Source organism: Cytobacillus oceanisediminis (assembly GCF_003182355.1).
GTDB classification, from domain to species: Bacteria; Bacillota; Bacilli; order Bacillales; family Cytobacillaceae; genus Cytobacillus; species Cytobacillus oceanisediminis_A.
Window position 1 is genome coordinate 1 of record NZ_QGTW01000011.1, and the last position, 14,008, is coordinate 14,008.

The window sequence follows — 14,008 nt, forward strand, 5'->3', positions numbered from 1 at the left end:
GACAAAAGAAACTAAAGAAACGCGCGCCGATTGAATATCGGCACGCGCTCGCTGCTTAGCTTTTTTATGTTGTCTACTTGACAGGGGCAAGACCAGATAACCGGAGTTTCTTTTTAAACAATTATTCAAAAGTGATTTTATCAACAGTTTCTCGATCAAGGCGCTTAATCACTTCAGCGATTAGCTTTACAGCATTTTCGTAGTCATCACGGTGAAGCATTGCTGCGTGTGAATGGATATAGCGAGTTGCAATGGTGATGGAAAGGGAAGGAACGCCATTATGTGTAACATGGATGGCTCCTGAATCTGTTCCACCGCCAGCAATTGCATCAAATTGATAAGGGATATTCAGTTCGTCTGCCGTATCTGTAACGAGATCGCGCAAGCCTTTGTGTGAAACCATGGATGCATCATAAAGAATGATTTGCGGTCCTTTGCCCATTTTGCTCATTGCTTCTTTTTCAGAAATTCCCGGGGTGTCTCCTGCAATTCCAACATCGACACCAAATGCGATATCCGGCTCAATTTTTTGTGCAGAAGTTCGGGCACCGCGAAGTCCAACCTCTTCTTGTACAGTTCCTACACCGTAAACAACGTTTGGATGGTCAGCTTCTTTCAATTGTTTTAATACATCGATGGCAATCGCACAGCCAATACGGTTATCCCATGCTTTTGCCAAAAGCATTTTTTCATTGTTCATTACCGTAAATTCGAAATAAGGAACAACCATGTCACCAGGTTTAACTCCCCACTCTTTCACTTCTTCACGGCTGGAAGCGCCGATATCAATAAACATGTCTTTAATTTCAACAGGCTTTTTGCGTGCTTCCGGAGATAAGATATGTGGAGGTTTTGATCCAATTACACCCGTTACATCTCCCTTTGAAGTTACGATTGTTACACGCTGTGCAAGCATTACCTGGGACCACCAGCCGCCAACCGTCTGGAAGCGGATGAATCCTTTGTCATCAATGCTTGTTACCATGAAGCCAACTTCATCCAAATGGCCGGCTACCATGATTTTAGGGCCGCCTTCTTTACCGGTCTTTTTAGCAATTAAGCTGCCTAGTCCATCAGTTGTCACTTCATCAGCGTATGCTGCTATATACTTTTTCATTACCTCGCGCGGTTCGCGCTCATTGCCCGGAATCCCTTTGGCATCTGTTAATTCCTTAAGCATTGTTAAAGTTTCATCTAATTTAGCCATCATTTCGACTCCCTTAATATGTATTCATCCCTATTATACTGAACCTGCGATTCAATATAAAGAATTATCAGACGGAAACCCAATCCGGCTCAAGACTGATTGTGGTTATAGCTCTGTAAAACTTGCCCGATGATTTCCGCTCAAGAAGCGTGCTATCAGAGGGCCGTCCGAAGCCTCTTCGGCGCAGGGTCTCCCTTTGGCTCACCTCTCCCGCTAAGACATTAGCATCCTCAAATAAACACCGCACAAAGGAAATACGGATGCATTTTCAAGGAGTCTAGCACCTTCCGCTCCAATCAACTGACTGCCAAACTCAAATAATGAGCTCCTTATCTTTTAGTATCCTTCCGCCTGCCTTTTATAATTTACTTCATTTTTCTCTATATATGCCTTTTCGATTTCTAAAGGGGTGAATCCCAGCATTTCACCAAGATTTAAATAGGCTGTAAAAAGTTCTTTGTAATGTTCAAGGGAACGGCTTGTCCGAAAATAGCCGATTCCATTATATACGGATAAAAACTGGCCAGTCACCGATTCTGTCTTATCCAAAGTGATTGCATATTCTTCTTCCTGATTAAAACCGCATTCAATGCCCAGAGATAAAATAAAATGTATACCGTCCACAAACTCTTCCAATACTGTCTCCTGAGGAGAAGATGGCTTGAGGCTCCAAAACTTAAAACACCTTGTTTCGTTTGCCAGCTCGCCCAGCTCAACAAGCAATGCCAGTACTTTACGCTCAAATAAATCTACATCCTGCAATTGGTGATTTGTTTCTATATGCCTGTCCAATTCTTTTTGCATTTTGAATAATTGCTGATAATTCATTCTCCACCATCCTATGTCCATATTAAATATAAGCTAATTAAATTATACTTCAAGTTTTGCATGGTCAAAAAAATTATAACAAATCGTTAAAAAGTTGAAACTTTTTTTAACCTCATCCGTAAAGTAAAGAAAATAATATTGGAGGGCTGTTATTATGTGGCTCCTGCGTATGCTGCTGTTTGCACTTATCCTTTTTCTCATTTACAGCGCCATAAAGTATCTTTTAAATTCTAAGCGAAAGCTGGAACTTGCCCATGAACAGAAACGTTATTATTTTTGGGATGACCAGGAAAATGTCCGGAAAAATTTCCTGATTACGTATAAAGGTGTTTTATTTGAAGGCGAAAAGTACCTTGGTACAACCGATAACGCTTTTGAAGTAGTCTCCATTTTCATCTGGCCCCGAAGCACTGCTGCCCTTAAAGGAATGGTTCGAGAAGATTTTATTTTTATTGAAAGAAAGATAACGGAGGCCTATCCTAATGCAAAAATTGACTGGAAAAGCCCTGTTAAAGAGTTCATGCATAAAACAGCTTCACCTGGCGAGCCATTTATAGATCATATGTAAAAAAACGTTCGGATGGACCGAACGTTTTTTTATGCTGTTTTAAAGAATTCCTTCCACTTTATAACGGTTACTTTTTCCCTTAAAATAAAAACCAAAAAAGCAAGAGAAAGCAAGATTAAAAGAATCATTGATGGAGTAAAACCACTGATGAATTCTCCAAACACTGTATAAAAGACTGCCAGCGGCAAATTGCTTACCCAAGAGTTTTTTACATAATCACTAAAGCTCTTGTTTCTTTCCATCAGGCAAAAATTCAGCAAATGGTAGTGGATAAATGGAATTAGCCTTAGAACAGCAACTTGCCCGACAGTCAGATTCCTGTACTCCCCGAACCATCTCTTTTTTAGCAATGAAAGCTTTTCATGAGTCCTTGGCATTTTGCTGATCATAAAATAAAAAAGACTACTGCTGATCATTAACCCGATAATCGAGAATAAAGAGCCAAAGAAGCTTCCAAACAAAACTCCCCCTGTCACGCAAACAAGCGGGACGGGAATAAATAAAACCTGCCGTATAATATGAAAAAAGATAAAAGCAATGGGAGCAAGAATTCCAGCAGTCTCCACGATCACAAACAACAGCGACAATTGCTCATTCATGCATCCACCTTCTCCCGGCTGTCATTCTGGGTGTTCACTAAAGCTTATGGAGGGTCATGCCTGCTTATGACAATTGAATGATAATGTACACAATTAATCCAGCTTCCAGCAAGGCTAAAGCAGGCAATCCAAATTTAAACTGAAGATGTTTCGTTTTATGCCTGAACGTGTTCATTCCGAGAGTCATCCCGGCTGCACCGCTTAGAAATGCAACAAGCCAGAGAGTCTTTTCGCTGATCCGGTACTGATTCCTTTTCGCCTTTTCTTTATCGACTTTCATTAAGAAAAATCCGGCTATATTCACAATCAGATAGACGATTACAATAGTTTTAAACATCGATGGTCTCCTTTTGTATGTATTAAGTCTCTAATGAGCTTAAGGGAAAAGCAAGCTGCTGTCTATTAAAGTGAAACTTCAATCAGTGGGTGGCTTTTCCCCACTGATTGTTAGTTGAACCAATCGGGCCTTTACGGGCAGTTGGATTCCCGCTTAACTTCCTTCGGTTCCTCTGATTCTTGAAAAGGGAGTCTTACTGCCCGTTAGACTGCGATAATAGAGCATAAAAAAGCCATTCCCGTTTAAGAGAATGGCTTTGTATTTATTATTACTTGCTAAGCTGCTGCTTTGCAACTGATGCTAATTCAGCAAATGCTTTTTCGTCAGCGATTGCTAATTCAGCAAGCATTTTGCGGTTAACTTCGATGCCAGCAAGCTTTAAACCATGCATTAAACGGCTGTAAGAAAGACCGTTCATGCGAGCTGCTGCGTTAATACGAGTAACCCAAAGTTTGCGGAAGTCGCGCTTTTTCTGGCGACGGTCGCGGTATGCATACATTAGGGATTTCATAACCTGCTGGTTAGCAACTTTGTATAATGTATGTTTTGAACCGAAATAACCTTTAGCTAATTTAATGACTTTTTTACGACGTTTGCGAGTAACTGTACCGCCTTTTACACGTGGCATATTATTTCCCTCCTAATTTCGAGATATTACTTAAGATTTACTAGTAAGTTACGGATGCGCTTGTAATCGCCTGAAGAAACAAGAGTTCCTTTGCGAAGCTTACGCTTTTGCTTTTGAGATTTGTTAGCGAACATATGGCTTCTGTAAGCATGAGAACGCTTCAGTTTACCAGAACCTGTTCTTTTGAAACGCTTAGCAGCGCCGCGGTGAGTTTTCATTTTTGGCATTGGGAATTCCTCCTCTTACTTGTCGTTTTTCGGTGCTAAGACCATAAACATGCTTCGGCCATCCATTTTTGGATGTGATTCCACTGTTGCAACTTCATTGCATGCTTGTGCAAATCGGATTAAAACACGCTGGCCAATTTCCTTATGCGTAATGGCACGCCCTTTGAATCGGATCGATGCTTTTACTTTATCGCCTTTTTCAAGGAATTTAATAGCATTGCGAAGTTTAGTATTAAAGTCATGCTCCTCAATAGTCGGGCTAAGGCGAACCTCTTTAATACTGATAATCTTCTGGTTTTTGCGAGCTTCTTTTTCTTTTTTCTGCTGCTCGAACTTGAACTTTCCGTAGTCCATGATACGGGCTACCGGAGGCTTCGCATTCGGTGCAACCAGAACAAGATCAAGATTTGCACGAGAAGCAATTTCAAGTGCGTCGAATTTTGATTTAATTCCTAACTGCTCGCCGTTTTGGTCAATAAGACGGACTTCGCGGGCGCGAATGCCCTCGTTTAACAACATATCTTTGCTAATAGCTAGACACCTCCAAGGTTTAATGCGAACACAACGTTTGGGTCAAGAATGGCTTAATAATAAGAAGCTGCCAACTGCACCGGACCAAAGCTGAATCGCAAGTTATGCAACATTTCTCTTCCACAGAGGGAAGCAGAACTGTTTTTAGCCAAATAAAAAAGTGCGGATGAATACACCCACACTTACGTATATAAACAGAAAATGTTCACGTAAAACCTGCCAACTGCACTTTGCGTCAATCAGGTGAGAAGCGGGTGCTTCTTCTTTTCCTCAAACTGTATTCAATTACCTTAGATACTATATCACAAAGTATAATTTCGTGTCAAACGAATAACTTTTATCACAACGAAGAAAAGCATAACAAAATATATCGCTTTTTGCAATATGGTTTTATTATTTTTTTGGAAAAAGAATTAAGTACCAGTTTCTTCAGGAATTTACGTTGGAGAAATATATCAACGAATTTTTTAATATATCAACAAAAAAAGAATCTGTCTCAAAGACATTGCAAGAGAAAAGGGCTGCAGTTTCCGCAGCCCTTTTGCCAATATTAGCGTTTAACTTCAGCTTTTAAAGCTGAGATGAAATCTTCAAATGGAACTGTTTCTGATTTTTGCTCCCCATACTTGCGGACATTAACAGCTTTTTCAGTTACTTCATTGTCTCCGACTACAAGCATGTAAGGAGTTTTTTGCATTTGCGCTTCACGGATTTTATAGCCGATTTTTTCATTGCGATCATCAAGCTCAACACGGATGCCTTCTGCCTGAAGGTGCTCCTGTACTTGCTTTGCATAGTCAAAGTGCACATCAGGAGAAACCGGAATCACCTGGACTTGAACTGGCGCCAGCCATGTCGGGAATGCCCCCTTGTATTCTTCAATCAGGAATGCCACAAAGCGTTCCATTGTTGAAACAACACCACGGTGGATAACAACAGGTCGATGAGGCTTTCCGTCTTCTCCTACGTATGTTAAGTCAAAGCGTTCAGGCAGAAGGAAGTCGAGCTGAACAGTTGATAATGTTTCATCTTTGCCAAGGGCAGTTTTAACCTGAACATCCAATTTAGGGCCGTAAAAAGCTGCTTCACCTTCTGCCTCAAAGTAATCCAGGCCAATTTCATCCATGGCTTCTTTCAGCATAGCCTGTGCTTTTTCCCACATTTCATCATCATCAAAATACTTCTCAGTATCTTGAGGATCCCTGTAGGATAGACGGAATGAATAATCATTGATATCAAAGTCTTTATATACTTCTAGAATCAGATGAACAACGCGCTTGAATTCTTCCTTAATTTGGTCAGGACGTACAAAGATGTGCGCATCATTCAGAGTCATGCCGCGTACACGCTGAAGTCCGGATAGGGCTCCTGACATTTCATAGCGGTGCATCGTTCCAAGTTCGGCAATGCGGATAGGCAGCTCGCGATAGCTGTGAATGCCGTTTTTGTAAATCATCATATGATGCGGGCAATTCATCGGACGAAGAACAAGCTGTTCATTATCCATTTCCATCACCGGGAACATGTCTTCCTGATAATGGTCCCAGTGTCCGGAAGTTTTATAAAGATCTACACTCCCCATGATTGGAGTGTACACATGGTTATAGCCTAATCTTTCTTCCTTATCAACAATATAGCGCTCGATGTTGCGGCGGATTGTTGCTCCTTTCGGAAGCCATAACGGCAAGCCCTGGCCAACCTTTTGGGAGTTCATGAACAGGTTAAGCTCTTTGCCGATTTTACGGTGGTCGCGCTCTTTTGCTTCCTCAAGCAAACGTAAATGTTCAGCCAGGTCTTCTTTTTTGAAAAAGGCTGTTCCATAAATACGCTGAAGCATTTTATTATCGCTGTCGCCTCTCCAGTACGCACCGGCAATGCTTAATAACTTGAACTCTTTCAGTTTTCCTGTTGATGGAACGTGAACACCGCGGCATAGGTCAAAGAACTCACCCTGCTCATAGATTGTTACTGTTTCTTCTTCTGGAATGGCTTCAATAAGTTCAAGTTTGTATTCGTCACCAATTTCCTTGTAGATCTCGACCGCTTCATTACGGCTGACTTCCTTGCGGACAATATCAATATTTTCATTAATGATCTTTTTCATTTCTTTCTCAATTACAGGAAGGTCTTCTGGCGACAGGGATTCTTCCAGGTCGATGTCATAATAAAACCCGCCTTCAATAACTGGGCCGACACCGAGTTTTACATTTTTATATAAACGCTTTATCGCCTGCGCCATCAAGTGGGCAGTACTGTGGCGAAGTACCTCCAGCGCATCACTGCTGTCTGGTGTAACAATTTCAATAGCCCCATCCTTTTCAATTGAACGGCGAAGATCATACATTTCTCCATCAAGCTTACCGGCAATCGCCTTTTTCTTCAGGCCCGGGCTGATCGAAGCTGCAACATCTTCTGTTGTCGTTCCCTTTGGAAACTCCTTTACAGCACCATCTGGAAACGAAACTTTAACAACTTCTGACATGATATTTCCTCCTTATTTATAAAGCGCAAGCGCCTTGGTTAGCCCCGACAAGCACAAGACGAGCCTCCACAAAAGGTGTACTTTCCTTTTTTGGAGGATTGGCTTGTGACCTCGAGGGGCTAGGCGCTGGAGCTGGATTCAGATTTTGCTCCTTAAGCGCGTTTTAACCTTTGTGAAAAAACAAAAAAACCCGCCCCTAAAAAAGGGACGAGTTATTATTAACACGTGGTTCCACCCTACTTCTCATTTTCAAAAAGAAAATGACTCTGTAGTAAGATAACGGTTCGTTAAAAACCGCCAGCCCATTTCCTGGCTGGAGTTCAGAGGCGGTAAGCATTCGAATCGTGTTAGGAAGGTTTCAGCCATGCCTTCCCTCTCTTTGAACCGTATAAGAATACCCTTATCCTCATCGCAACTTTTGGTTTGATTATCATAATATGTACGTTATTATAGTTTGTTATTTCAGGAAAATCAAGGGTATATCTTACATTTTTTCATCAGCTGCGTAAGGATAGGTTCTTTTATTATCATAAAAGCCTGAAATGGAATTCAGTACAAGTCTTTCTTCAAATATATTGCGGATCGTTCTGACCAATGGCTGTTCATAATCATCCGAATAAAGATAAATACAGGATGGGGCAATGGAAAGAAGCGGCGCAATCGTTACGGAGTCCACATATACCGGGTGATTGGATAAAAGTTTCCGGTCAATCATTCTTAGAAGCTCTACCCGCTTTATTTCATAAAATTGCTCATCATAAAAATGAATGCCCTCATCCATAAGAACATGGATCGTATTCAGTTTGGCCTGCCTGCCTGATAAAAAATCCCTTAATGTTTGAATAAACATCTGGTATTCCTGTTCCATCTTATACTCATCGATGGACACTTCCACATATTTGGCCATTTGGTCCATAAGCGGACGCATCCGGAATTTTACAAAGGAATCAAAAGAAAACGAGATATTATTTTGAAACAGCTGATCGATTGCGCTTTTCAAACTTTCCTTAACATCCAAATCGCTTACAAATGCAGCTAGATCCTCGCGGTTCCCTTCCAGAATGGAGTGGATAATTTCAAGAATTTGCTGCTGCTCACCCTCATCTTCATAATAATAGTTTTCGATCAGTATTCTCCTAAACCAGTCATCCTGCTTACGGTTAACGATAAACTGGTAAAATACTTCTTTTACAGACTCCAAATCTTTTAGGCTATTTTCAATGAAAACTTTTACTATATGTTGACCTTCAAATTGAAGAGTTTTATTATCGGTTTGGTTAGAAGACAGCAGCCGCTCATGGAGATGCTCATAAAAATTTCTTGCATCTGCGCTGCTATGGAAAATGATTTCGATCAACCAAATCCCCCCTTTATACAAATCTCTGTTCTATGTATATGGGGGACTTGGCCAAATTAGAAGTCTGGTTTGTTCTTTTAGCATTTTAAATCGAGGGAAAATAACATACTAAAGAAGCTGCCGGATAATACACGGCAGCTTTCTTTGTTAAACTCTTCTATTAGGGCCTTCCACAAGAACAGGATCTGCAAGGTATTTGATCCGCTCCATAATTCTTCTGGCCTTCATTTTCTCTTCCTCACCGCGCTGGCTATAGGATAGATGATGCTCCAGCCCTTGGAAATCAAAGTTAGAGGTGAAAAAGGTAGGAAGGCTTTCCTGCATGCGAAATTGCAGAATGGGACCTAAAATTTCATCCCTTGTCCAGCTGGACATCGTTTCGGCACCGATATCATCAAACATTAAAACAGGCGCTTTTTTGATTGTTTCAATCTTGCTATTTAAAGTATGATCGCCGATTGAATTCTTTAGTTCCCTGAACAGCTCCGGGACATACACAATCATAGAGGATACTTTTTTGCTTGCCAGCTCATTGGCGATAGCCCCAAGCAAATAGGATTTGCCCACACCGAATTTACCGTAAAAATAAATCCCCTTTTTCTTGGAGCCCGGCTGGTAGTCCATGACGAATGAAGCAGCTTTGTCGACTGCAATAATACGATCATCATCATCATATACAGAGTCAAAAGTGGCATGAAGAATATCAGTTGGGACATACAGGCTCTCGATAAGCTTCTCATTTTTCCGCTTCTCGTCATGCATAACCTTGCGGGGGCACTTATCGTACTTTAAATCAATAGTTCCCCTTTGAATAACAAGTTCTGGATGATAGCCCTGCATAAAATTAACACAGCCCTCCAGGCTCGGGCATTTATTGCACTCCTTGCTTTGCTGTGTATACTCAAATAACTTCATCAGGCTTTTTTCAACCATTTCAGATATCACTTCGTCCTTATGGTCCCGTAAAAAAGCCTTTACCTCCGGATGATTCAGTGTTTGATTGCGCATCATTTCATACCTTTTTTGGAACCCTTCATTGCCTGCAAGGCGTCTAAGTGTTTCATTGATTTTTTCCATCAATCAGTCACCTCCTGTGATCGCAGTTTTTTCAGTTTTTCTTTTAGCTCTCTTTTTTTCATTTCAAGTTCATCCTGTTCCTTGCCGCTTTTTTGTGGCTGGGCCTCAGGCTTATTACTGCTTATTTCATTTTTATCATCAAACCAGTCAGGCAGCATCTCAGTCCTGATAGGCTGCTTTTTTGTCCCTTTTTTATTCGGTGTTTTCTTTCCTTCTGCCCAATCAAGATATTGCCGGTGCTCCTTTTTAGCTAAAAGCATGGCCTCCTGAGGAGTTTTGATCTTCTTTCTGGCCCAGTGTCCCGCTATTTTTTCAACATAACCTTTAGTCAATTTCATATCTGTTTTAAGCATAACATATTGAATTAGAACATTTATTACTCCTGGAAGAAGCTTTTGCTGGAACATTACATCCTCAATAATCTGCAAGTCGCTTTTAGATGGTTCTGCTCCTCCGGATATGTCTTTTAAAAGCTGTCTCGGAGAAGTAATTTCTAAATAACGGATCAATTCCTCTTCCTGCGTTTTAGGCTCTTTTTTATGAGTTTGGTGAATCGAAGGCTGTATCCGGTCTATAAGGGATGGCAGCTGATCCTGATTTTGAAATTGATACCAATCGCGTGCGGATTTTCTTAGCTCTTCAATATTAATCTCATTGTCTTCATTGACAGCACTGATCATTATATTTTTCATTTGAATCGGATCAATTCCATACAAAAAAGCAAGATTGCTGATTGATTCCTTTACTTTAGCTGTAAGGGCTTTTTTGGGAACAAGAGATTCATTTAGTCCTGCCTGAAGCAATTCAAAATTAAAGGCTTCATTGGAGATTTGGATTCCATCCTGTTCCTGTCTTCCCACATACCCCTGCCCATCCGTTTCAGTCATGAGCTGCTCGATATCTTTGTCAACTTCAAAAGATCCGGGATGCCCTGATTCATATACATCTTGAAAAGCTTTAGTTACTTCAAGATACCCTGACTTCGGCTGCACCTTATGATCCGAAAAGAAGCGTTTCAGCCTCATGAATTGGTTTTTCCCCAATTTTTTATAGAGATAAATATTTAGCATTCCATCAAGGAAAAATTGTTCAGGCGTTAGAGGAGGGAGCAGCTCATAAATAAATGAACGGGTATCATCTTCCTTGTTTACATAAACCTTCAAAAGCCCGATTCCCTCCAGCTTGAGGCGTGCTTCATAAATTTCCTTAAGCCCCATGCCCATAAAATTCATTAAGCTGTGGTGTGAATTGGAAGAAGACCAAAGCCGGTTTTCCTCCAGCTCAGCCCAGAGGGTCATATATAGGCTGAAACAAGTTGAACCAATAAGAGGCTGGTACAACAGTGTTAGCACTTTTCGGTCATACTCATGCAAAAGCCCACTGGCGGCTACTGTATATCTGTCGATTGGAAGCATTTCTTGCCAATGCTGGGCCATAGCGTTCACCTTTTTCCGTTCTATTTTGTCTTGTTCGTCTGTGTCGTAAAGATGGATAACTGCCGTCTGCCGGTTTCTTGGCTTGGGTTGTTGAAGTACTACTGTACGATTAACTACCTTTTCCCACAAGCCAGCTGGATTTTCGTCGTTATTCCGCTTAATTAACTACCATATTTCCTGAACCTAGCGGATTTTCGTCGTTATTTCGCTCGATTAACTACCTTTTCCCACAAACCAGCTGGGTTTTCGTCGTTATTCCGCTCGATTAACTACCTTTTCCCACAAACCAGCTGGGTTTTCGTCGTTATTCCGCTCGATTAACTACCTTTTCCCACAAGCCAGCTGGGTTTTCGTCGTTATTCCGCTCGATTAACTACCTTTTCCCACAAATCAGCTGGACTTTCGTCGTTATTCCGCTTGATTAACTACCTTTTCCCACAAGCCAGCTGGATTTTCGTCGTTATTCCGCTTGATTAACTACCTTATTCCCTTAACCTAGCGGGTTTTCGTCGTTATTCCGCTCGATTAACTACCTTTTCCCACAAGCCAGCTGGGTTTTCGTCGTTATTCCGCTCGATTAACTACCTTTTCCCACAAATCAGCTGGACTTTCGTCGTTATTCCGCTTGATTAACTACCTTTTCCCACAAGCCAGCTGGATTTTCGTCGTTATTCCGCTTGATTAACTACCTTATTCCCTTAACCTAGCGGGTTTTCGTCGTTATTCCGCTCGATTAACTACCTTTTCCCACAAGCCAGCTGGGTTTTCGTCGTTATTCCGCTCGATTAACTACCTTTTCCCACAAGCCAGCTGGGTTTTCGTCGTTATTCCGCTCGATTAACTACCTTTTCCTCTATCCCAGATGTTTTCGTCGTTTAATATAAAGTCTCAGTAAAAAATCCCTTGTCAGCACATATATCGCAAAAAAAGAGCCAAAGAAAATCCTTCAGCCCGTCATTCCTATTCAGCGAGAATCAGGGGTGACGATCGATCAATCTAAGCCCGATTCGATTATGATTGTTCTTTTTTAATTAATTCTTTGAGTTCATCAATAAAAACGTTAATATCTTTGAATTGCCTGTATACAGAGGCGAAACGCACATATGCCACATCATCAACTTTGGCAAGCCTGTCCATGACCATTTCACCAATTTCATCACTTTTTATTTCAGAAACACCATTGCTTCGCAGCTCTTTTTCCACTTCAAAGGTAATTTCCTCAAGATCCTTGAGTGCAACCGGCCTTTTTTCACAGGCTTTAATAAGGCCGCGGAGAATTTTTTCACGGCTGAACTCTTCTCTAGTACCTTCTTTTTTAACTACAATAAGAGGAATTTCCTCTACTTTTTCAAAAGTAGTGAACCTGTATCCGCACTTTTCACATTCCCTTCTGCGGCGGATAGACCTGCTATCATCGACAGGGCGTGAATCGAGAACGCGGGTATTATTGTTTTGGCATGAAGGGCATCTCATACAATCAGCTCCGAATCCTTTTTTATATTAAGAGGGCTACAGTAATTTGCCTGGTTTGGACAGGTATCCACTTTAGCACCTTGGGTTCTGTTCCGATTTTCTTTGTTACTCTTATCTTATAAAAAAGGGGGGGACAGTACAAGTACAACTATTTGTCTGCGTTTCTTGCAGCACCTAGAAAATCATGTTTTTTATTAAGCTTTTCATAAATTGAAAGCACTTCTCTCTTTAGGATAGGGTGTACACCAGACACAGAGGATTGTTCTGTCGACATATTAATATCTACCGCAGTTTCAAATGGCTTAACTGTAACAACAGTTACAATAGCAAAAAAAGTTTTGTCTTTTTTTATCTCTGCTGCAATCTCGCCATGTTCTTTTGAAATGCTGATAATACGCACATTCCGATCCGCTTTGAACAGCTCTTCAATAGATTGCATCATTTGGGCAATGTTCGTTCTATAATATCTCGTTGCTAACTCAGGGTCGGAGTGATTTTCATGTGTTTCACACTGTTTTTTATAGCGATTGGCAAGTTGCCGGAAAATAGACATCCTCTTTCCTCCGTATATTTTATATGTATTCCTATTGTACTATTTTTTGCAAGGAAACCCTAATGGCGAAGCCCGGATTATCTTAACGTTTTTCTCAAAATAAAAAGAGGTGTAATGTATACACCTCTGGATTTGCCGATTATTATTCAGTTATTAAAGTACTTGAGCTTGTTTAACTTGAACTGGACCCATACCGCGAGGAATCTCGATATTCTCACGCGTTTGAGCTCCTAACGATTCTGCAATAAAGTCTGCAGCGATGTTAGGGTCAAGATCTCCACACGTATATACATCAATGCTGGCATAGCCATGCTCCGGGAAGCTGTGAATAGTTAAATGAGATTCAGAGATTATGACAACTCCGCTCACACCCTGCGGCGCAAATTTGTGGAATGCAACCTCACGAATTTCAGCACCTGATTTTAATGCTGCATTTACGAATGTCTGCTCAATAAAATCCATATCATTTAACTTTTCAAAATCGCATCCCCAAAGTTCTGAGATAACGTGACGACCCATAGTTTCCATATTCAAATTTCCCCCTTTAAACTTTTATGAAGCTATTAATTAATGAATTTCCAGATTTATACTGGTCTATAACTACCACGGGGGAAAGTTAGTCCAGAGAGGTCCTAACCCTTTAAGTAGCTACCGTACCAAAACTCGGAGAAGTTCACGAGGATTAGTATACTTCGTTTGTTTTCT

At 41.0% G+C, this 14,008-nt stretch carries 15 protein-coding genes and 2 other annotated features; of the genes, 1 reads left to right on the plus strand and 14 read right to left on the minus strand.

Going from position 1 to position 14,008, the window contains the following annotated elements; translation table 11 throughout:
• Window positions 1–121: 121 nt before the first annotated feature.
• Window positions 122–1,207 carry a M42 family metallopeptidase gene (locus DFO73_RS18715; protein WP_110066239.1) on the minus strand — a complete coding sequence of 362 codons (1,086 nt, stop codon included), beginning with the start codon at window positions 1,205–1,207 and terminating at the stop codon, window positions 122–124.
• A gap of 336 nt (window positions 1,208–1,543) precedes the next feature.
• Window positions 1,544–2,035 (minus strand): dUTP diphosphatase, encoded by a 492-nt coding sequence (locus DFO73_RS18720; protein WP_110066240.1) that lies wholly within the window; start codon window positions 2,033–2,035, stop codon window positions 1,544–1,546.
• 154 nt (window positions 2,036–2,189) lie between these two features.
• Between DFO73_RS18720 and DFO73_RS18725 the strand changes: the two genes are divergently transcribed.
• Window positions 2,190–2,603 (plus strand): sigma-w pathway protein ysdB, encoded by a 414-nt coding sequence (locus tag DFO73_RS18725; RefSeq protein ID WP_110066241.1) that lies wholly within the window; start codon window positions 2,190–2,192, stop codon window positions 2,601–2,603.
• A gap of 29 nt (window positions 2,604–2,632) precedes the next feature.
• On the opposite strand, the gene DFO73_RS18730 is transcribed toward DFO73_RS18725, so the two are convergent.
• From DFO73_RS18730 to speD, 12 genes are all read right to left on the minus strand, one after another.
• Complete coding sequence (locus tag DFO73_RS18730) at window positions 2,633–3,202, minus strand: TVP38/TMEM64 family protein (RefSeq protein ID WP_110066242.1); 570 nt, start codon at window positions 3,200–3,202, stop codon at window positions 2,633–2,635.
• Window positions 3,203–3,266: 64 nt separating this feature from the next.
• On the minus strand, window positions 3,267–3,539 hold the full coding sequence (locus DFO73_RS18735) for a DUF1294 domain-containing protein (RefSeq protein ID WP_110066243.1): 273 nt from the start codon (window positions 3,537–3,539) through the stop codon (window positions 3,267–3,269).
• Between the two features lie 268 nt (window positions 3,540–3,807).
• Window positions 3,808–4,167: a 50S ribosomal protein L20 gene (gene rplT, locus DFO73_RS18740; protein ID WP_009333214.1), complete on the minus strand. Its 360-nt coding sequence runs from the start codon at window positions 4,165–4,167 to the stop codon at window positions 3,808–3,810.
• A gap of 26 nt (window positions 4,168–4,193) precedes the next feature.
• Window positions 4,194–4,394, minus strand: a complete 201-nt coding sequence (rpmI, locus tag DFO73_RS18745) for a 50S ribosomal protein L35 (protein ID WP_009333215.1) — start codon at window positions 4,392–4,394, stop codon at window positions 4,194–4,196.
• 15 nt (window positions 4,395–4,409) lie between these two features.
• The gene (gene infC, locus DFO73_RS18750) at window positions 4,410–4,913 is read right to left on the minus strand and encodes a translation initiation factor IF-3 (RefSeq protein WP_110066244.1); all 504 of its coding nucleotides are present in this window, start codon (window positions 4,911–4,913) and stop codon (window positions 4,410–4,412) included.
• Between the two features lie 160 nt (window positions 4,914–5,073).
• Window positions 5,074–5,197 (minus strand) — a sequence feature (ribosomal protein L20 leader region).
• Window positions 5,198–5,475: 278 nt separating this feature from the next.
• Window positions 5,476–7,407, minus strand: coding sequence for a threonine--tRNA ligase (gene thrS / locus DFO73_RS18760; RefSeq protein WP_110066246.1), 1,932 nt, complete (start codon window positions 7,405–7,407; stop codon window positions 5,476–5,478).
• A gap of 200 nt (window positions 7,408–7,607) precedes the next feature.
• Window positions 7,608–7,829: a binding site (T-box leader), on the minus strand.
• Between the two features lie 62 nt (window positions 7,830–7,891).
• The gene (gene ytxC, locus DFO73_RS18765) at window positions 7,892–8,764 is read right to left on the minus strand and encodes a putative sporulation protein YtxC (RefSeq protein WP_110066247.1); all 873 of its coding nucleotides are present in this window, start codon (window positions 8,762–8,764) and stop codon (window positions 7,892–7,894) included.
• Between the two features lie 147 nt (window positions 8,765–8,911).
• On the minus strand, window positions 8,912–9,841 hold the full coding sequence (dnaI, locus tag DFO73_RS18770) for a primosomal protein DnaI (protein WP_110066248.1): 930 nt from the start codon (window positions 9,839–9,841) through the stop codon (window positions 8,912–8,914).
• Window positions 9,841–11,277, minus strand: coding sequence for a replication initiation and membrane attachment family protein (locus DFO73_RS18775; protein ID WP_110066249.1), 1,437 nt, complete (start codon window positions 11,275–11,277; stop codon window positions 9,841–9,843). Before DFO73_RS18775 ends, dnaI begins: the two co-directional genes overlap by 1 nt.
• Window positions 11,278–12,288: 1,011 nt before the next feature.
• A complete protein-coding gene (gene nrdR, locus DFO73_RS18780) occupies window positions 12,289–12,750 on the minus strand; it encodes a transcriptional regulator NrdR (protein WP_110066250.1) in 462 nt (153 codons plus the stop codon).
• Window positions 12,751–12,898: 148 nt separating this feature from the next.
• Window positions 12,899–13,303, minus strand: a complete 405-nt coding sequence (locus DFO73_RS18785; protein WP_110066251.1) for a hypothetical protein — start codon at window positions 13,301–13,303, stop codon at window positions 12,899–12,901.
• Window positions 13,304–13,456: 153 nt separating this feature from the next.
• Window positions 13,457–13,831 (minus strand): adenosylmethionine decarboxylase, encoded by a 375-nt coding sequence (gene speD / locus DFO73_RS18790; RefSeq protein ID WP_009333223.1) that lies wholly within the window; start codon window positions 13,829–13,831, stop codon window positions 13,457–13,459.
• Between the last annotated feature and the right edge of the window lie 177 nt (window positions 13,832–14,008).